The sequence below is a fragment of the Comamonadaceae bacterium OTU4NAUVB1 genome (assembly GCA_024372625.1).
Classification (GTDB): Bacteria; Pseudomonadota; Gammaproteobacteria; order Burkholderiales; family Burkholderiaceae_C; genus Variovorax.
Genome location: CP099607.1, coordinates 305,892 through 323,797 on the forward strand (window position 1 = coordinate 305,892; position 17,906 = coordinate 323,797).

Consider the following 17,906-nt stretch of genomic DNA (forward strand, 5'->3'; position numbering starts at 1 on the left):
GCCGGCCGCGCCGGCGGTCCCTCAGACCGTCGCGCCGGAACTGCGCACCACGGCGCCCCATTTCTCGCTTTCCCGCCGGATCCGCTGCGCGTAGGCGGCCGCGTCGCCCAGCATCGGTTCGGCGCCCTCGATGCCCAGTTTCGACTGGAACGCGGGCGTCGCGGCCACCTGGAGGATCTGCGCGCCGAACCTGTCGATCTCGGCCGCCGGGACCCCCTTGGGCGCCAGGATGCCGTAGGTCAGCGAACTCTCGAAGCCGGCCAGCGGCGCGATGCGCGACGCGGCCACCGTCGGGACGTCGGGCAGCAGCGCGAGGCGATCCGCGCTGGTCACGGCCAGCGCCCGCAGCTTGCCCGCCCTGACCAGCGCCAGCGCGGCCGGGATCACGCTGAAGCTGAAGTCCACCTGCCCGCCGGCCAGGTCGGTGAGCGACGGCGCCGTGCCCTTGTACGGCACGTGCGTCGCCCTGACTCCCAGCATGTGGATGAACATCTCGCCCGTCAGGTGGCCGCCCGTGCCGGCGCCGCTGGAGGCGTAGTTCAACCCGCCGCCGGACCGGCGCAGCGCCTGCGCGAGCTGGCCGACGTCCTGGATCGGCGAGGTCGCCGGCACCACCAGCAGCAGGGCGGACGAAGCGAACATCGCGACCGGCTGCAGGTCCGTCGCGGCGTTGAACTTCAGGTCCTTGTAGAGCACCGGATTGATCGACACCGTGCCGGTGTGGCCCAGCAGCCACGTGCCGCCGTCGGGCGCCGCCCGCAGGACGGCCTCGGTGCCCAGGTTGCCGCCGGCCCCGGGCCGGTTCTCCACCACGACGGCCCGGCCGAAGGTCCGGTCGAGGCCGTCGGCCATCTGGCGCGCGAAGGCGTCGTTGCCGCCGCCGGGGGCGAACGGCACGACGAGGCGGACCGTCGCCTGGCGTGTCTGGCCCCGGGCGGGCAGCGCGGCGACCGCCGAGGCCGCCACGGCGGCACCCAGCCAGCGGCGCCGGGACGTCGGCGCGGCCGGCATGGCCGGGGCGCGCCCTGGAAAGAAACGTTTCATCGGCACCCTCGCGCGTTCAGACCGACCGCCGTCGCCGCGACGCGCCGGCCGGCCGGCGCCGCCACGAACAGCGCGAACAGCTCGCTCTTGAAATGGATGCCCAGCCGGTCGAAGGCACGGGCGCGGTAGGTCTTCACGGTGCACACGCCCAGGCCCATGTCGGCGGCGATGCCGTCGTAGGTGATGCCGCGCAGCAGCCGTTCGAGCACGTCGAGTTCGCGGTCGGTCAGCGCCGGGCAGCGCGCGCGCAAGGCCTCGCGCGGCCCCGGTGGCGGCACCGGCGGCTGCGTCCATTCGACGTGCCGCGCCACGGCCGCGATGAGCGTCGCGGCGATGTCGCCGAAGCGCCCGGCCAGCGAGCCGTCGGCGCCGCGCGCCGCGTCGTGGCGGTAGGCGTTGACCGCCAGCAGCGAGCCGTCGGGCTCGGCGCGCGCGACCGAGACGCGCTCGACCATGCCGTGGCGGCGGTAGATGGCGTCGCGATGCTCGACGTTGGGCGCTTCGTCGGCGCGCATCTGCAGCATCACCGCGCGTCCGGCGACGCCGTCGCGCCGCACCGCCTCGAAGCTCGAATCGCGCAGGTAGAGCTGCCGGTCGCGGTAGATGGAGAAGCATTCGCCGGTGGTGTCGGCCACGCCGTGGCTGGCCGACAGGTGCATCACCGGCGGGCGGTCGCGCCACAGCCGGTACACCGACCACGAGCCGATGCCCAGCACGGGCGACAGGCTGGCGAGCGCGCGGGTGGCGAAGCGCTCCCGCCCGATGGCGTCGACGACGTCGGCCATCGCCGCGTGCGTGCCGGTGCGGTCGGCGTGCTCCAGGCCCCAGGAATTCATGTGCGTGTGTCTCCGGCGCGCGCGCCGGCGCCCCTCGGTCGAGCTTAAGCCGCCGGCCGCCGGCCGCCGACTGGCGCTTACCCTGAAGCCGGCGGTCCGGGCTCAGGTCAGGCGGTAGACGTCGAGCAGCACGCGGCTCGCCTCGCGCGTGCCCCGGGCGATGGCCATGGTCGCGTTGAGGTGCGCCCAGCGCGCCGCGCCGGTGGTGAAGCGGATCAGCGTGCGGAAGAAATAGGCGTCGCCGGCGACCGCCTCGCCGCGCCCGAGCCGCGCCATCACCTCGGCCGGACCGTGGCGCAGGCCGCTGCTGCGGACCTCCACCAGCGCGCCGTCGTCCAGCCGCAGCACGTAGTGGGCCTCGATCTCCAGCACGCCGTCGGCCCGGTTGAGCTGCCAGTCGACGCCGCCCTCGACCAGGCGGCCGTTGAGCTCGGCCCCGCGCACGGTGCCCCCGCCCAGGGGCACGTAGCGGCGCTCGCCGCGCGGCGACGCGCCCAGGCTCGTCAGCGCGCCGACCTCGCAGACGATGCGTGTCATGGGCACCAGCGCGGGCGCGGGAAGGGAGAAGGCGTCGGGATCGGCTCGGTCGTTCATGGCGAAAAGGAAAAGGGGGCGGTGCGGGGACGCGCGGTGGCGGAACGGCCACGATAAGGCGCCCGGTCGCCGGGCGGCGTCCCCCCAGAGGATGACAAGGCGGCACGACCGCCCTGTCAGCTTCTGGGATGACACGTCACGCCGCGCGGCGCGTCACACTCCGTTTCCAGGAATCACGGCAGGAGACGACGCATGAAGGTATTGATCGCGGGAGCCGGCATCGCCGGACTGGTGCTGGCACTGAAGCTGCAGCGCATGGGGGTCGAGGTCGAGGTGTTCGAGACCTCGCGCGAGATCCGCCCGCTGGGCGTGGGCATCAACCTGCTGCCCCACGCGGTGGCGGTGCTCGAATCGATCGGGCTGCGCGACGCGGTGGCCGAGCGCGCCATCGAGACCTCGTCGCTCCGGTATTTCAACAAGTTCGGCCAGCCGGTGTGGAGCGAGCCGCGCGGGCTGGCCGCGGGCTACCCGGTGCCGCAGTTCTCGGTGCACCGGGGCGAGTTCCAGGTGCTGCTCTACCAGACCGCCGTGGCGCGCCTGGGCGCCGGCGCGATCCGGCTGGGCCATGCCTTCGCCGGCTTCACGCAGGACGCCGGCGGCGTGACCGCCACCCTGCGCCGCGAGGACGGCAGCACGGTCGAGGCGCGCGGCGACGTGCTGGTGGGCGCCGACGGCATCCACTCGGCGGTGCGCAAGGCGCTCTATCCGGACGACGCGCCCACGCGCTTCGCCGGCCGCATGCTCTGGCGCGGCGTGACCGAGACCACGCCCTTCCTCGACGGCCGCACCATGTTCATGGCCGGCCACCAGGACCAGAAGTTCGTCTGCTACCCGATCTCCGAGCCCCTGCGTCGCGCGGGCCGCTCGCGCATCAACTGGATCGCCGAGCTGCGCGTGCCGGGCGACACCCCGCCGCGCACCGACTGGAACAAGAAGGTCGACAAGTCCGTCTTCTCCGGTGCCTTCACCGACTGGCGGTGGGACTGGATCGACATCCCGGCGGTGATCGAAGGCGCCGAGGCGGTCTACGAATTCCCGCTGGTGGACCGCGACACCCTCCCCCGCTGGACCTTCGGCCGCGTCACGCTGATGGGCGACGCCGCCCACGCGATGTACCCGATCGGCTCCAACGGCAGCGCGCAGGCCATCGTCGACGCGGCCTATTTCGCGGAATGCCTGGGCCTGCTGCGCGAGAAGCGACTGAGTTCCATCGAACACGCCTTGCTGGAGTACGAGGCCGACCGGCTGCCGAAGACCACCGGCATCGTGCTGCGCAACCGCCTGAACGGGCCGGAGCAGGTGATGCAGGTGGCGGAGGAGCGGGCGCCGGAGGGCTTCGCCGGCCAAGTCCAGGAGGTCATCCCGCAGGCGGAGCTGGAGGAGATCGCGGCGCGCTACAAGCGGGTGGCGGGCTTCGACGTGGAGCGGTTGCGCACGGTCTGAACTGCCGGTCGCGCCGGATCGGAAGTCCGCGCTCGCCGCGTTGCCTCGCGCATCGAAGACGTGTCGCTTCGAACCCGATGATGTCCACGCGCGATGGCGTCGGCCGAGGGTAATTCCCCGAAGGTCGAAGCGATGGCGAACGTTAATCTGATTTGATCAACCGATCCGGCTCCGACGGGAGACAGGTCGACGGAAACGTCGGCTGGATCGACCTACCGAAGACGGAACGACATGCCATTCACATCCCATCGCCCGAGCAGCGCGTTCGTCGCCCTCTGCCTCGTGGCCGCCAGCGCTTCCCTCCTGGCCCAGCCCGCCCCGCTCGCGCCACGGGACGTGCCCGCGAAGACGATTCCCGTGCCGGACACCGTGAGTCCGGCCATGCGGCAGATCATCGCGCAGCCCCTGCGCGCGGGCTGGAACACGCCACCGACGACGGCGGAGGGCTGGAAGCAACTGGCGGAGAGCACGCGGGTGAACGCCCTGCCCAACGTCCAGGCCATGCGCGAGCGGCTGAAGGTGCGTGTCGAGCCCGGCACGATGGCCGGCGTGAAGGTCTACACGGTCACGCCGGAGCGGATCCTGCCGCAGAACCGCGATCGCGTTCTGGTGCAGATCCACGGCGGCTGCTACGTGCTGAACCCGGCGGAGGCGGCGCTGCCGGAGGCGATGCTGATCGCCGCCATCGGCGGCTACCGCGTCATCGCGGTCGACTACCGCATGCCGCCCGAGGCCTATTTTCCGGCCGCGCTCGACGATTCGATGGCCGTGTACAGGGCGGTGATCGCCAGGACCGATCCCAGGCGCGTGGGCCTCATCGGCACGTCGGCAGGCGGCGCACTGGTGCTCGAAATGGGCCTGCGCGCGAAACAGATGGGCATCGCCCTGCCGGGCGCGATCGCCTCCGGCACGCCCATGTCGGACAGCACCAAGACGGGCGACACCTTCCAGACCAATGCCATGCTCGACAACGTGCTGGTGTCGACCGAAGGCTTCTGCGACGCGGCCGCCGCCTTCTACGCCAACGGCCACGACCTGAAGGACCCGCTGATCTCGCCGATCTACGGCGACATGAGCGGCTTCCCGCCGACGATCCTCACTTCCGGAACGCGCGACCTGCTGCTGAGCAACACGGTGCGCGTGCACCGCAAGTTGCGCAACCTCGGCATCGATTCGTTCCTGCAGGTCTACGAAGGCCAATCGCACGCGCAGTACGGACGCGACGACCGCATTCCCGAGGTCCGCGAAGCGTTCAGCGAGATCGGGACGTTCATGAATGCGCATTTGAAGCAGTGATGCGTGCTCGCCGGCCCGAGGGGCGATGGCGGGCCGCCCGATGCCGCGAGGCGCTTGGTCAAGACGACGCCGGACGACCTCACGGCAGCCGGCCGAATCCCGGCCATCGCAGGGCCCGGTCGTCGACGTCGAGGCCGAAACCGAGTCCCAGCAGGTTGAATTCCACACCCTCGTCGCGCGCCACCGTCACGCCGGCCAGCCCCAACGCCGACAGCTGCCAACCGGTGCCGCTGGGCGCGTGGTCGACGAAGGTGGTCGCGCCCAGGTAGTCCTTGCCGATCGCCGTGGGCGGCAGGTCCAGCCGCAGCGCGGGCACCTGCCGCGCGACCCAGGCCACGAAGGTGTTGCTGTTCGGGCCGGGCCAGAGGCGGTAGGACTCGCGCCAGGGATAGGCCGCCACGGCCGCCTCGATCTGCCCGATCATGGCTTCCGCCCGCGCCCCCCGGTGGTCGGCCAGCAGCTGCGGATAGGCGCCGTACCAGAGCATGTCGGGGGCTTCCACGTCGCTGGTGACCATGGCGTCGCCGCCGCGGCGGGCCCGCCAGCCGACGATGTGATAGGTGGTGTAGCGCGGGGCGCCGGCGCGCTTGACGGCGATCCAGGGATGGATGCCGAAGGCCCCGCGCCAGCGCACGATCCGCGCGCCGTAGACCTGCACCACCGCGCCGCGCTCGAGCCCCGGATCGGGTGCCTGTCCGGTGCGCTCCTGACGCGTCAGGTGCCAGGGCGTGCTCAGGTCCAGGTCGCCGAAGATCAGCACGCCGGCCGGGCCCAGCAGCAGCAGCGCGACCAGGCCCAGGAACCGGATCGACCAGCGCGCCCGGCGCGACGCGCGCTGGCGAACCGGAGGCGGTGACGGTGCGTCGGCCATCGCGTCAGTGGGGCCCCGGCAAGGGCTTTGCGCCGGTCGTCCTCATTTGCCCAGCGAGCCGCCCAGCTTGCGCAGGAACCCCTCGCAGGCCTCCAGCTGATCCAGCGCCACGAACTCGTCGGGCTTGTGCGCGTGCTCGATGTGCCCCGGCCCGCAGATGACCGTTGGAATGCCCGCCTGCTGGAACAGGCCGCCCTCGGTGCCGTAGGCCACCTTGCGCGTCTCGCGGTCGTCGGTCAGCGCGCGCACCAGCTGGGTGATGGCCTCCTGCTCGGCCGTCTCCATGCCGGGCGCGGCGGCGGTGTTGGTGATGTCGATGTCGGCCTCGGCGTATTCCCTGCGCATCCGGGGCAGCAGGTCGTCGCGCACGTACTGCTCCACCTGGGCGCGGATGGCGTCGACCGACATCCCCGGCAGGTTGCGGAACTCGTACTGGAACTCGCACAGCTCGGGAATCGTGTTGACCGCGATGCCGCCCTGGATCTGGTTGGTCGTGAGCGTGGTGAAGGGCACGTCGAAGCACTCGTCGTACGGACCGTGGGCGCGGTAGTGGTCGGCGATGTCGCGGATGCGGCAGATCAGGCGGGCCGCGTACTCGATGGCGTTGCAGCCCTGCGGCGTGAGCGACGAGTGCGCCGCCTTGCCGTGGACCCGGCAGCGGAACAGGTTGATGCCCTTGTGGGCCACCACCACCCGCATGCCGGTGGGCTCGCCGACCACGCAGCCCTCGGCGCGCAGGCCGCGCTGCTTGAGTTCGGCCAGCATCACCGGCGCGCCCACGCAACCGACCTCCTCGTCGTAGGAGAACGCCAGATGGATCGGCTTCGCGCGGGGCATGGCCAGGAACTCCGGCACCAGGGCGAGCGAGGTGGCGATGAAACCCTTCATGTCGGCCGAGCCGCGCGCATACAGCCTGCCCTCGCGCTCGTCGATGCGAAACGGGTCGCTCGCCCAGTCCTGGCCGTCGACCGGCACCACGTCGGTGTGTCCGGACAGCACGATCCCGCCGTCGGTGCGCCCGTCGGCCGACGGCAGCGTGGCGAACAGGTTGGCCTTGCGGCCGTCGGGCGACGCGATCACGTCGGCGCGCACGCCGTGGCCGGCCAGGCCCTCGCGCACGGACTCGATCAGGTCCAGGTTGGAATTGCGGCTGGTGGTGTCGAAGGCGACCAGGCGTTCGAGCCATTGACGGGTGTTCATGGTTGGCGCGCTCAAAGCGAAGGAGTCTAGGCCGCCCCCGATGCCGCAGCGCGACGCTTCGGCATTCGTCCGCGCGCATGATCGGCGGCCTCGTTCTTGCACGCGTCCCGCCCTCGACCGTGTCTTCCCCAACTTCGACGAATCCCATGCAAACCAACGCCGTCTCCAAGAAGAAGAGCATCCTCGCCGCCGTCATCGGCAACGCGCTGGAGTGGTACGACTTCCTCGCCTTCGCCTTCATGACGCCCATCGTGGCGAAACTGTTCTTTCCCAACAACCCGGCCGACCCCGACAACAACATCAACCAGATCCTGCTGACCACCGCCGTCTTCGGCGTGGGCTTCTTCATGCGGCCGGTGGGCGGGATCGTGCTGGGCCTCTACGGCGACCGCAAGGGTCGCAAGGCCGCGATGGTGATGGTCACCGGGCTGATGGCGGTGGCGATCGCGCTGATCACCTTCGCGCCCACCTACGCGGCGGTCGGCATCGCCGCGCCGCTGTTCATCGTGCTGGCGCGGCTGCTGCAGGGGTTCGCCGCGGGCGGCGAGTTCGGCACCTCCACCGCGCTGCTCATCGAGATGGCGCCGCCGGGCCGGCGCGGCTTCTACGGCTCTTGGCAGATGACCGGCCAGATGATCGCCCTGCTGCTGGGTGCCGCGGCCGGCACGCTGATCACGGAGGTCTTCACGCAGGCGCAGATCATGGCCTGGGCCTGGCGCCTGCCGTTCGCCTTCGGCCTGCTGATCGTGCCGGTGGCGATCTACATCCGCCGCAACGTCGAGGAGCCCGAGGCCTTCGTCCGGATGAAGGCCGCGCAGGCCGCCGGCACGGTGCGCCAGGCCACGCTCGGGGAGATGCTGAAGAACCACCTGCGCGAGACGCTGGTCGGCATGGGCCTGGTGGTGACGCTCACGGTGTCGATCTACATCACCTTCACCTACCTCACCACGTTCTCCACCGTCACGCTCAAGCTGCCGCTGCGCGACACCTTCCTGGTGCAGATGACCAGCGCCGCCTTCATGATCGTGCTGATGCCGCTGTGGGGCGCGCTGTCCGACCGGGTCGGCCGCCGCCCGCTGATGATCGGCTCGCTCATCGGCTACCTGCTCGTGCTCTACCCGGCGTATTCGTGGCTCACCTCCGAACCGTCGATCATGCGGCTGCTGGTGGCGCAGCTGTCGATCTGCGTGTTCGTCTCGGTCTACTTCGGCGTCTTCAGCACCGTGATCGCCGAACTCTTCCCGGCCAACGTGCGCTCGCTGGGCATGTCCCTGGCCTACAACATCGCCGTGATGATCTTCGGCGGCTTCGCGCAGTTCATCGTGACCTGGCTGATCCGCGCGACCGGCTCGCCGATGGCGCCGGCCTACTACGTGATGTTCGGCGTGGTGGTCGGTCTGGTGGCGGCCTGCTTCATCCGCGACCGCACGCACGACGTCTCGGTGCAGTGACGATCCCGGCGGGCGGCGGCGCCCCGCCATCGCCCGCCGGACCCGCCGGGCCCGCCGATAGCCTGCAGCTATGACAACTTTTGCATTACTAGGTTAAATTCGTCACGAAACCGAACAACCTGGTCGAAGGGCGCATCGTGGAAAAGAAGCTGGTCACCGTCGTCGTGCCGACGCACCTGCCCGAACCCACGGCCCTGGGCAAGATCTCGCTGTCGCAGACCCTCGAAGTCCTCAAGCGGCACGTCATCACGTTCGTCGTGCCGGTCGGGCTGGACACGCGCTGGTACGAGGCCTTCTGCCGCGGCAAGGCCGAAATCCGCTTCGAGCGCTTCGAGTGGCAGGGCCACCGGGAATTCAGCCGGATGATGCTCAGTTCGCGGTTCTACGAGCGCTTCCTGGCCTACGAGTACATGCTGATCTGCCACCTCGACGCCTTCGTCTTCCGCGACGACCTCGAGGCCTGGTGCGCGCGCGGCCACGACTACATCGGCGCGGTGATCTACGACAAGGGCTGGGACGACGGGCTGCCGGTGTCGCCGCGCAAGAAGCTGGTCAACGGCCTGCTGCGCCGGGTCGCCGGCGTCCAGCGGACCGAATACTTCGCCAACGGCGGCTTCGCCCTGAAGCGCATCGCCAGCTTCCACCAGCTGACCCGGCGCTTCCACCGCTACGTCCAGTTCTACCGGACGCTGGCCCGCGTGCGCGGTCGCGGCTTCCTGGAGGACATCTTCGTCATCCGCCACCTGCCGCGCCTGTCGCGCAGCTTCAAGCTGGCGCCACGCGCGGAGGCGGTGCGCTTCGGCGCCGAGTACGTGGACTACGACGAATCGAAGCTGCCCTTCGCCGCCCGCGCGCAGGAGAGCATGCCCTTCGGCATCCACGGCTGGATCCAGTTCCAGCAGGACTACTGGAAGCCGGTGATCCGGCGCTTCGGTCACCTGATCTGACGGCGCGGCCGTGGCTACGATGGAACGTCCCTTCCATCCCGAGCACGAGCCCTTCCCATGACGATCTCCACGACGACCGAGGCGCCCACCGGCGACGCGGTCCTGTTCCCCGGTTTCTCCCGCCACCTCGTCGAGGTCGAGGCGGACGTCCGCATCGCGGCGGTGGTCGGCGGCAACGGACCGCCCCTGCTGCTGCTGCACGGCCATCCGCAGACCCACGCCATCTGGCACAAGGTGGCGCCCGCGCTGGCCCGGCGCTTCACGCTGGTGGCCGCCGACTTGCGCGGCTACGGCGATTCCTCCAAGCCGGCCGGCGCCGGGGATCACGCCAACTACGCGAAGCGGGCCCTGGCCGTCGACCAGGTCGCGCTGATGCGGCACCTGGGCTTCGCGCGCTTCGACGTGCTCGCGCACGATCGCGGCGCGCGCGTCGCGCACCGGCTGGCGCTCGACCACGTGGCCGCCGTGCGGCGCCTGGTGCTGCTGGACATCGCGCCCACGCTGGCGATGTACGAGCAGACCACCGACGCCTTCGCGCGCGCCTACTGGCACTGGTTCTTCCTGATCCAGCCGTCGCCGCTGCCCGAGCGACTGATCGAGGCCGACCCGGCGGCCTACCTGCGCGACGTGATGGGCCGGCGCAGCGCCGGACTGGCGCCCTTCGACCCGCGTGCGCTGGCCGAGTACGCGCGCTGCCTGGCCCTGCCGGGCGCGGCGCACGGCGTCTGCGAGGACTACCGCGCCGCCGCCGGCATCGACCTGGACCACGACCGGGCCGACCGCGACGCCGGCCGGCGCCTGACGGTGCCGCTGCTGGCCCTGTGGGGCGAACAGGGCGTGGTGCACCGATGCTTCCGCCCGCTCGACGAATGGCGCCGGGTGGCCGAATCGGTCGAGGGCGAGGCGCTGCCCTGCGGCCACTACATCGCCGAGGAGGCGCCCGACGTCCTGCTCGCGCGCGTCATGCCCTTCCTGGACCGCCCGCTCGACTGACGCCGGGCGACCCGGGCGCACCGCCGATCTGACGGCGCCGTCCGGCAGCGGGCGCGCCGCGCCGGTGCGCACAATGAAACGGCATTCCCGCCCATCAACCGGTGCGCCCGCGCCCCAGGAGAACCGCCATGTCCAACCACGTCTACAAGCTGCTCGAACTCACCGGGTCCTCGCCCACCGGCATCGAGGACGCGGTCCAGACCGCGCTGGCCAAGGCCAGCGAATCGGTGCGCAACATCCACTGGTTCGAGGTGGTCGAGACGCGCGGACACGTCGAGGACGGCAAGGTCGCGCACTGGCAGGTCACGATCAAGGCCGGCTTCACGCTGGAGGACTGAGGCCGGGCGCCGCCCGGCGCGTCAACCCGGCTCGCGCGGTTTCCAGAACCCCCGCATCGCCGCCAGCCGGGAATCGCGCTCGGTGGTCAGGTACATCGACGTGGTTCCCACCGAGGCATGGCCCAGGTTGTTCTGCACCACCTGGATCGGCACCGGCGTCTGGCCCTCGCGCCCCTGCAGCGCGTGCGAGCCGTGCGAATGGCGCAGCCAGTGCGTGCTGGCGCGGCGCAGCTGCTGCGCGTCGGCGCCGTCGAGCCCGTCGGCGGCGCGGGTCACGAAGACCTTGATCGCCTGGTAGAGCCCCGACGCCGACCATGGCTGCGGCGCCTCCAGCGCCGGATCGAAGCGCGCCAGCACCTGGATGGCCTGATTGCTCACGGCGTCGACCTGCCGGTCGAACCCATGCCGCGCGAGTTCGTCGCACAGTTCGTCGACCAGTTCCGCCGGCACCGGCACCTGCCGGCTGCGCCCGCCCTTGCCGATCACCGACAGCAGCCAGTCGCGCGCCAGCGCGCCGTCGGCGGCGCGGTACTCGACCTGCTCCAGGTCGCCGCAGGTCACGCGGGTGATCTCCGCCAGCCGCAGCCCGGTGGCGTAGAGCCAGCGCATGGCGCGGCGCAGGCGGCGCCCGACCTCGGTGTCGGCGTGGTCCTGCAGCAGCGCGTCGAGGTGGTCCCACTGCGCGAAGCTCAGCGTGCGGTTGGAACCCAGCGGACGCTGCGGGTTGGGCGGCAGCGCGACGGCCGCGAACGGGTTGCCCATCACGTAGCTCTGGCTCATCAGGAAGGCGTAGAGGCTGCGCAGGATGGTGATGGCCTGGCGCAGCGCGGTGGCCGTGAGCGGGCCCTCGAGGGGCCGCCACATCGACGACCAGCGCTGGCGGTGGCGCGGCCCGCACCAGGCCGCGGGCGGCGCGGCCAGGAAGGCGCGGTACGCCGTCGCGTCCTCCACCGACAGCGACGACATCGCCTTGCCGCGCTCCAGGATCGCCCACAGCAGCAGGCGCTCGGCCTCCTTGCGGTAGGAGCGCTGGGTCGACGACAGGCCATCGCCCTCGACGTCGCCGGCGCGCTTGGACGCCAGCCAGGCGCCGATGGCCTCGTGGTCGTTGCCAGCCATCAGCAGGCACTTGTCGTGCGGCGCGCGGTATTTGCCCTGGCTGCCGTCGAGCGCGGCGGGCAGCACGAACTTCTCGTACGGGACGATCGAGGTCGCCGCCGGCACCACCGCCGCCAGCGCCGCCGGGCTGAGCTGGCTGCGCCGCTGGCCGACGTGCGAACCCACGCGCAGGCCCAGCACCTCCTCGTTGGCGTGCAGCCAGTCGAGGATGCGCGCGGCCTTGAGCTCGCCCACGCCCGGCACCTGCACCCACCAGCGTGCGCCGATGCCGTTGATGCGCTCGACCAGCGCGAACAGCGTGGGCACGCCGGCGCGCTCCAGCCGACCGGCCAGGGACGGGTTCAGCCAGGCGCCGACGCCGTCGCCCGGGCGCGGGTCCTGGGCGACCAGGGCCTGCAGCCAGCGCAGGGCTTCCAGCTGCCGCTCGATGACGCGCGCGCGCCGCGACGGCGCCGAACCGCCCGGCGCCACATGGGCGGCCTGGTACGCCGCGATCTGCTCGGCCTCTGGAAAATCCTCCAGGCCCCGCGCGGCGGCGAATTCCTCGAGGCTCGGCAGCGCGGTCGTGGCGCCGAAGCGGTCCGCGTCGAGCAGGATCAGGCGCGCCGTCCCGGGCTTCTGCTCGCGGCGCGCGGCGGCGGCGAACTCGTCGCGGATCCAGGCGATCGTGCGGCGCACGTTGCGCAGGTCGGTGTGCTCGCCTTCCAGGCGCAGGTAGCGGTTCCAGCTCGCGCGCTCGTCGAGTCCCTGCGCGAGCGCGCGCATGAAGGCGAAGTGGGCGTTGTGGAGCTTGCGCGGGGGACGTTTCTTCATGGGCTCGGGCGGTCGATGCGGTCGGCGGACCCGGGCGGACCCGGGCCGACGTCCATTCTCGCGCGCCCGCGCCGCGCGCGTGGCCGCGGCCCGCCGGGCGCCCGGCGCCGGCAGGGCGATCAGCCCACGGACGGGCCGTCCGGCGCCCGGACCACCGGTGCGGCGCCGGCGAGTTCCTCGCGCAGCAGCCGCGCCGCGGCCACCATGCGCCCGAGCGCCGCCTCGGTCTCGGGCCAGCCGCGCGTCTTCAGGCCGCAATCGGGATTGACCCACAGCCGCTCGATTGGCACCACGGCGGCGGCCTTGCGCATCAGGCGCACCATGGCCTCGATCGTGGGCACGCGCGGCGAATGGATGTCGTAGACGCCCGGGCCGATCTCGTTGGGATAGGCGAAGTCGCCGAAGCCGCGCAGCAGCGCCATGTCCGAACGGCTGGTCTCGATGGTGATGACGTCGGCGTCCATGGCGGCGATCTCCGGCAGGATGTCGTTGAACTCCGAGTAGCACATGTGCGTATGGATCTGCGTCGCGTCGCCCACGCCCGAGGCGCTGATGCGGAAGGCGCGCGTCGCGCCCGCCAGGTGGTCGCGCCAGCCGGCGCGGCGCAGCGGCAGGCCCTCGCGCAGCGCCGGCTCGTCGATCTGCACGATGCCGATCCCCGCCGCCTCGAGGTCGACGACCTCGTCGCGGATCGCCCAGGCGATCTGCTCGGTGGTGACGGCGCGCGGCTGGTCGTCGCGCACGAAGGACCACTGCAGGATCGTCACCGGCCCGGTCAGCATGCCTTTCACGGGCAATGGCGTGAGGCTCTGGGCGTAGGCGGCCCACGCCACCGTCATGGCCGCCGGGCGCGCCACGTCGCCGAAGATCACCGGCGGCTTGACGCAACGCGAGCCATACGACTGCACCCATCCGTGGCGCGTGAAGGCGAAGCCGTCGAGCCGCTCGCCGAAGTACTCGACCATGTCGTTGCGCTCCGCCTCGCCGTGCACCAGCACGTCCAGGCCGAGGGCTTCCTGGCGGCGCACGACGCGCTCGATCTCGGCGCGCATCGCGCAGCGGTAGGCGTCGGCGTCGAGTTCGCCGCGCCGGTGGGCGGCGCGCGCGGCGCGGATGGCGAAGGTCTGAGGGAACGAGCCGATGGTGGTGGTGGGCAGCGGCGGCAGCGCGAAGCGCGCGCGTTGCAGCGTCCGCCGCCGCGCGAAGGCGGCGCCGCGCCGGTCGTCTCCCGCCACCCGGCGCGCCAGGCGCAGGGCGACATCGGCGCGGTGCACGCGCGGGCTCGCGCGCCGCGCCACGACGGCCGCGCGGGCGGCCGCCAGCGCGTCGGCCACCGTGTCGCCGGCGCCGTCGAGCACGGCACGCAACACGCGCAGCTCGTCGAGCTTCTCCTGCGCGAAGGCCAGCCACGAGCGCACGTCGGCGTCCAGCGTGGTCTCCGCCGCCAGGCCGAAGGGCACGTGCAGCAGCGAGCACGACGGCGCCAGCCACAGTTCGCCCCGGTGCTTCGCCACCACCGGCGCCAGGCGCGCCAGGGCGGCGTCGGGGTCGGTGCGCCAGACGTTGCGGCCGTCGACGATGCCCACCGAAAGCACCTTGTAGCCCGACAGCCAGTCCGCCACGCCGACCAGATCCTCGGGCGCGCGCACCGCGTCCACGTGCAGGCCGGCCACGGGCAGCTGGCAGGCCAGGCGGATGTTGTCGGCCAGCGGCGAGAAATACGTGGCCAGCAGCAGCTTCGGCGCGCTGCGGGCGAGCTGCCAGTAGCTGCGCTCGAACGCGTTGCGCCAGGCATCGGGCAGGTCCAGGCCGAGGATCGGCTCGTCGATCTGCACCCATTCCACGCCCATCGACTTCAGGCGCGCGAGCACCTGCTCGTACACCGGCAGCAGCGCGTCGAGGAGCGAGAAGCGATCGAAGCCCGGCGCCTTCTCCTTGCCCAGCCACAGGAAGGTGAGCGGCCCGGTCAGCACCGCCTTGACGGGATGGCCGAGCGCCTGCGCCTGCGCGACCTCGTCGAACAGCCGCGTCGAGGCGAGGCCGAAACGCGTGTGCGCCGTGAACTCCGGCACCAGGTAGTGGTAGTTGGTGTCGAACCACTTGGTCATCTCCAGCGCCGGCGTGCCGGCGCCGCCGTGCGCGCAGCCTTCGTGGCCCGGCGCGAACGCCGGGGCCTCGCCGGTCACGCCGCGCGCCATCGTGAAACAGCGCGCGAGCGCCGGCTCGGCCGCGAAGTCGAAGCGCGCCGGCTCGCAGCCCAGCAGCTGGATGTGGTCGACCACGTGGTCATAGAAGGCGAAATCGCCCACCGTCACGCAGTCCAGGCCGGCATCGCGCTGGACGCGCCAATGGGCCGCGCGCAAGCTGGCGCCGACGGCCTCGAGTCCGGCGGCGTCGAGTTCGCCGCGCCAGTGCGCCTCGAGGGCGAACTTCAGTTCGCGGTGGGCGCCCATGCGCGGGAAACCGAGGGTGTGGATGCGTGTCATGCGGCGATCATCCCGTCGCCTCATCTATTATTCAAACGAAACCTTTTGCCGCTCAACCTGAATATTTTTCATGGACTCGTCGATCATCGAAGTGCGCCACCTGCGCACCCTCGCCGCCTTGCGCGACACCGGCAGCCTGGTGCGCGCGGCGCAGCTGCTGCACCTCACGCAATCCGCGCTGTCGCACCAGATCAAGCTGCTGGAGGACCACTTCGCCACGGCGCTGTTCGAGCGCAAGTCCGTGCCGCCGCGCTTCAGCGTCGCGGGATCGCGGCTGCTCGCGCTCGCCGACGCCGTCCTGCCGCTGGTGGGCGAGGCCGGGCGCGACCTCGCGCGCCTGTCGGCCATGCGTGCCGGCCAGCTGCGCATCGTGGTCGAGTGCCACACCTGCTTCGACTGGCTGATGCCGGCGATGGACGCCTTCCGCCAGCGCTGGCCGGAGATCGAACTGGACATCGTCTCGGGCTTCCACCCCGACCCGATCGCGCTGGTGCTGCAGGACCGCGCCGAGGTCGCCATCGTCTCGGAACGGGATGCGGCCGAGCCGGTCGACCACCATGCCCTGTTCCGGTTCGAGATCGTGGCGCTGCTTGCCAACGACCATCCGCTGGCGGCGCGGTCGCACCTGGAGGCCCGCGACTTCGCCGACCAGACGCTCATCACCTATCCCGTGCCCGACGACATGCTAGACATCGTGCGGCAGGTGCTGCAGCCCGCCAACGTGGCGCCCGCGCACCGGCGCACGACCGAGCTGACGGTCGGCATGCTGCAGCTGGTGGCGAGCGGGCGCGGCATCGCCACGCTGCCGCTGTGGGCGGTGCAGGGCTACCTGCAGCGCGGCTACGTGACGGCGCGGCCGGTCGGCGGCGCGGGCCTCGCGGGCGAGCTGCACATGGCCTGTTCGGCGGCGACGTCGGCGCAGCCCTGGCTGCGCGACTTCGTGCAGATCACGCGCGAGACCTGCATCCGGGGGCTGCCGGGCATCGACCTGCTGTGACCCGGCCCCGGCCGGCTGATGGGAACGCGGCGCTCAACCGCCGGACGTCCCGGGCTCCACGGTCACGCTCGAGTCGCAGCCCCGTCCGGCCGCGACGAAGCGCATGGCCAGCCGCGCCAGCAGCGGCGCCGCGCCACGCAGCGCATGCGGCAGCCAGTCCGCCGGCGCGCTGATCAGCCCGCAGCGGTAGCGCCCATCGACCGGCGACCACGCGAGCGCCGCGCAGGCGCCATGGCGGCGCCGGCTCGCCAGCACGCCCACCGGGCACGGCTCGCTCGCGCAGCACACGCCGCAGCCGTTGCACGGCCGGCCCTCCGCAGGCTTCGGGGGCGCGTCGGGATGGATGAGGATGACCTGGGACGACATGCGGCGATCATGGCGCGTCCGGCGCGTCGGCGAACCCGGAACAACACCGTGCGAAGGCCCCAGTTCCACACCTGGGCCACGCCCGTGCGCCACGCGCCACGCCATGCATAGACTCGCCGGACCCCACGCCGACCGCTCCACCCATGATCGTCCGACCCCGTCCCCACTGGCTGCGCATGCTGTTCGTCTGGCGCGGCTCGATCCTGCGCGACATCGCGCCCCAGCTGCTGGGCATGACCGCGTTCGCCGTCGTCGTGACCGCGCTGCACGGCCGCCTGTTCGAGTGGAAGATCCCGCTGAACTTCGTGCCGTTCTCGCTGATCGGGCTGACGCTGGCGATCTTCCTGGGCTTTCGCAACAACACCAGCTACGCACGCTACTGGGAGGCGCGCGTGCTGTGGGGCGGCGTGCTCAACGACACGCGCACGCTGGTGCGCCAGGCGCTCACGCTGACGGATTCGCCGGACGATGCCGCCGTGCTCGCCGCGCGCCTGACCGCGTTCGTCCATGCCTTGCGCCACCAGTTGCGCCGCACCGATCCGTCCGCCGACTTCGCGCGCCTGCTGACGCCGGCGGAGTGCGCCCGGCTGAAGCCGGCGCGATGGAAGCCGGCCGTGCTGCTGCTCATGGCGGGCGAGTGGCTGGGCGGGCAGTGCCGCGCGGGCCGGCTCGCGCCGCCGCTGGTGCAGGCCATGGAACTGCCGCTGGGCCGGCTGACCGACGCCCTGGGCGGCTGCGAACGCATCGCCGGCACGCCCATCCCGTTCACCTACGCGGTCATCATCCACCGCACGATCTACCTCTACTGCGTGCTGCTGCCCTTCGGGCTGGTCGATGCCATCGGCGTGACGACGCCGGTGATCGTGGCCTTCATCGCCTACACCTTCTTCGCGCTGGAGGCGCTGGGCGCGGAGATCGAGGAGCCGTTCGGGCTGCAGCCCAACGACCTCGCGCTCGATGCCATGTCGGCCATGATCGAAGGCACGCTGCGGGAGATGACGGGGCTGCCGCCGCTGCCCGTCGCACCGGGCACCGCGGCCGACGCGTTCATCCAGACCTGAGCCGGGGCCGGGTCCACGGGACGGCGGGCGGGTCCGTCGGCGCGCCTCGCC

The 17,906-nt window shown here is 71.7% G+C and carries 16 protein-coding genes; 8 read left to right on the forward strand and 8 right to left on the reverse strand.

The genetic code is table 11. The annotated features are described in order from the left end of the window. Positions 1–21: 21 nt before the first annotated feature. From NF681_21060 to NF681_21070, 3 genes are all read right to left on the reverse strand, one after another. Entirely contained in the window at positions 22–1,044 is a 1,023-nt protein-coding gene (locus tag NF681_21060; GenBank protein UST56095.1) for a tripartite tricarboxylate transporter substrate binding protein, read from the reverse strand. Continuing rightward, the gene (locus NF681_21065; protein UST56096.1) at positions 1,041–1,880 is read right to left on the reverse strand and encodes a LuxR C-terminal-related transcriptional regulator; all 840 of its coding nucleotides are present in this window, start codon (positions 1,878–1,880) and stop codon (positions 1,041–1,043) included. Before NF681_21065 ends, NF681_21060 begins: the two co-directional genes overlap by 4 nt. A 102-nt stretch (positions 1,881–1,982) precedes the next feature. Beyond that, positions 1,983–2,474 (reverse strand): DUF3237 domain-containing protein, encoded by a 492-nt coding sequence (locus tag NF681_21070; protein ID UST56097.1) that lies wholly within the window; start codon positions 2,472–2,474, stop codon positions 1,983–1,985. 192 nt (positions 2,475–2,666) lie between these two features. Between NF681_21070 and NF681_21075 the strand changes: the two genes are divergently transcribed. Beyond that, positions 2,667–3,917 (forward strand): flavin-dependent oxidoreductase, encoded by a 1,251-nt coding sequence (locus NF681_21075; GenBank protein ID UST56098.1) that lies wholly within the window; start codon positions 2,667–2,669, stop codon positions 3,915–3,917. 231 nt (positions 3,918–4,148) lie between these two features. Beyond that, positions 4,149–5,213 carry an alpha/beta hydrolase gene (locus NF681_21080; GenBank protein UST56099.1) on the forward strand — a complete coding sequence of 355 codons (1,065 nt, stop codon included), beginning with the start codon at positions 4,149–4,151 and terminating at the stop codon, positions 5,211–5,213. Between the two features lie 79 nt (positions 5,214–5,292). Here NF681_21080 and NF681_21085 read toward each other — a convergent pair whose 3' ends face one another. Beyond that, on the reverse strand, positions 5,293–6,084 hold the full coding sequence (locus NF681_21085; GenBank protein ID UST56100.1) for a DUF3750 domain-containing protein: 792 nt from the start codon (positions 6,082–6,084) through the stop codon (positions 5,293–5,295). Between the two features lie 42 nt (positions 6,085–6,126). Beyond that, positions 6,127–7,284, reverse strand: a complete 1,158-nt coding sequence (argE, locus tag NF681_21090) for an acetylornithine deacetylase (GenBank protein ID UST56101.1) — start codon at positions 7,282–7,284, stop codon at positions 6,127–6,129. A 146-nt stretch (positions 7,285–7,430) separates the two neighbouring features. Here argE and NF681_21095 point away from each other — a divergent pair, with 146 nt between their 5' ends. The 4 genes from NF681_21095 (at position 7,431) to NF681_21110 (ending at position 11,013) form a co-directional block, all read left to right on the forward strand. Continuing rightward, on the forward strand, positions 7,431–8,735 hold the full coding sequence (locus NF681_21095) for an MFS transporter (GenBank protein UST56102.1): 1,305 nt from the start codon (positions 7,431–7,433) through the stop codon (positions 8,733–8,735). A gap of 137 nt (positions 8,736–8,872) precedes the next feature. After that, complete coding sequence (locus tag NF681_21100; protein UST56103.1) at positions 8,873–9,682, forward strand: hypothetical protein; 810 nt, start codon at positions 8,873–8,875, stop codon at positions 9,680–9,682. A 57-nt stretch (positions 9,683–9,739) separates the two neighbouring features. After that, on the forward strand, positions 9,740–10,675 hold the full coding sequence (locus NF681_21105; protein ID UST56104.1) for an alpha/beta hydrolase: 936 nt from the start codon (positions 9,740–9,742) through the stop codon (positions 10,673–10,675). A gap of 128 nt (positions 10,676–10,803) precedes the next feature. Then, on the forward strand, positions 10,804–11,013 hold the full coding sequence (locus NF681_21110) for a dodecin family protein (protein ID UST56105.1): 210 nt from the start codon (positions 10,804–10,806) through the stop codon (positions 11,011–11,013). 21 nt (positions 11,014–11,034) lie between these two features. On the opposite strand, the gene NF681_21115 is transcribed toward NF681_21110, so the two are convergent. Further along, positions 11,035–12,945 carry a site-specific integrase gene (locus tag NF681_21115; protein ID UST56106.1) on the reverse strand — a complete coding sequence of 637 codons (1,911 nt, stop codon included), beginning with the start codon at positions 12,943–12,945 and terminating at the stop codon, positions 11,035–11,037. A gap of 119 nt (positions 12,946–13,064) precedes the next feature. Beyond that, on the reverse strand, positions 13,065–15,431 hold the full coding sequence (metE, locus tag NF681_21120) for a 5-methyltetrahydropteroyltriglutamate--homocysteine S-methyltransferase (protein UST56107.1): 2,367 nt from the start codon (positions 15,429–15,431) through the stop codon (positions 13,065–13,067). A 70-nt stretch (positions 15,432–15,501) separates the two neighbouring features. On the opposite strand from metE, the gene NF681_21125 reads away from it, so the two are divergent. Then, a complete protein-coding gene (locus tag NF681_21125) occupies positions 15,502–16,428 on the forward strand; it encodes a LysR substrate-binding domain-containing protein (GenBank protein ID UST56108.1) in 927 nt (308 codons plus the stop codon). Positions 16,429–16,461: 33 nt separating this feature from the next. On the opposite strand, the gene NF681_21130 is transcribed toward NF681_21125, so the two are convergent. Continuing rightward, on the reverse strand, positions 16,462–16,794 hold the full coding sequence (locus tag NF681_21130) for a hypothetical protein (protein UST56109.1): 333 nt from the start codon (positions 16,792–16,794) through the stop codon (positions 16,462–16,464). A 143-nt stretch (positions 16,795–16,937) separates the two neighbouring features. Here NF681_21130 and NF681_21135 point away from each other — a divergent pair, with 143 nt between their 5' ends. Continuing rightward, entirely contained in the window at positions 16,938–17,855 is a 918-nt protein-coding gene (locus NF681_21135; GenBank protein UST56110.1) for a hypothetical protein, read from the forward strand. The last annotated feature ends 51 nt before the right edge of the window (positions 17,856–17,906 follow it).

Excerpts from the sequence above, each read along its gene's own strand:
- NF681_21060 (UST56095.1), bottom strand. The coding sequence starts at position 1,044 with ATGAAACGTTTCTTTCCAGGGCGCGCCCCGGCCATGCCGGCCGCGCCG.
- NF681_21065 (UST56096.1), bottom strand. The coding sequence starts at position 1,880 with ATGAATTCCTGGGGCCTGGAGCACGCCGACCGCACCGGCACGCACGCG.
- NF681_21070 (UST56097.1), bottom strand. The coding sequence starts at position 2,474 with ATGAACGACCGAGCCGATCCCGACGCCTTCTCCCTTCCCGCGCCCGCG.
- NF681_21075 (UST56098.1), top strand. The coding sequence starts at position 2,667 with ATGAAGGTATTGATCGCGGGAGCCGGCATCGCCGGACTGGTGCTGGCA.
- NF681_21080 (UST56099.1), top strand. The coding sequence starts at position 4,149 with ATGCCATTCACATCCCATCGCCCGAGCAGCGCGTTCGTCGCCCTCTGC.
- NF681_21085 (UST56100.1), bottom strand. The coding sequence starts at position 6,084 with ATGGCCGACGCACCGTCACCGCCTCCGGTTCGCCAGCGCGCGTCGCGC.
- argE (UST56101.1), bottom strand. The coding sequence starts at position 7,284 with ATGAACACCCGTCAATGGCTCGAACGCCTGGTCGCCTTCGACACCACC.
- NF681_21095 (UST56102.1), top strand. The coding sequence starts at position 7,431 with ATGCAAACCAACGCCGTCTCCAAGAAGAAGAGCATCCTCGCCGCCGTC.
- NF681_21105 (UST56104.1), top strand. The coding sequence starts at position 9,740 with ATGACGATCTCCACGACGACCGAGGCGCCCACCGGCGACGCGGTCCTG.
- NF681_21110 (UST56105.1), top strand. The coding sequence starts at position 10,804 with ATGTCCAACCACGTCTACAAGCTGCTCGAACTCACCGGGTCCTCGCCC.
- NF681_21115 (UST56106.1), bottom strand. The coding sequence starts at position 12,945 with ATGAAGAAACGTCCCCCGCGCAAGCTCCACAACGCCCACTTCGCCTTC.
- metE (UST56107.1), bottom strand. The coding sequence starts at position 15,431 with ATGACACGCATCCACACCCTCGGTTTCCCGCGCATGGGCGCCCACCGC.
- NF681_21125 (UST56108.1), top strand. The coding sequence starts at position 15,502 with ATGGACTCGTCGATCATCGAAGTGCGCCACCTGCGCACCCTCGCCGCC.
- NF681_21130 (UST56109.1), bottom strand. The coding sequence starts at position 16,794 with ATGTCGTCCCAGGTCATCCTCATCCATCCCGACGCGCCCCCGAAGCCT.
- NF681_21135 (UST56110.1), top strand. The coding sequence starts at position 16,938 with ATGATCGTCCGACCCCGTCCCCACTGGCTGCGCATGCTGTTCGTCTGG.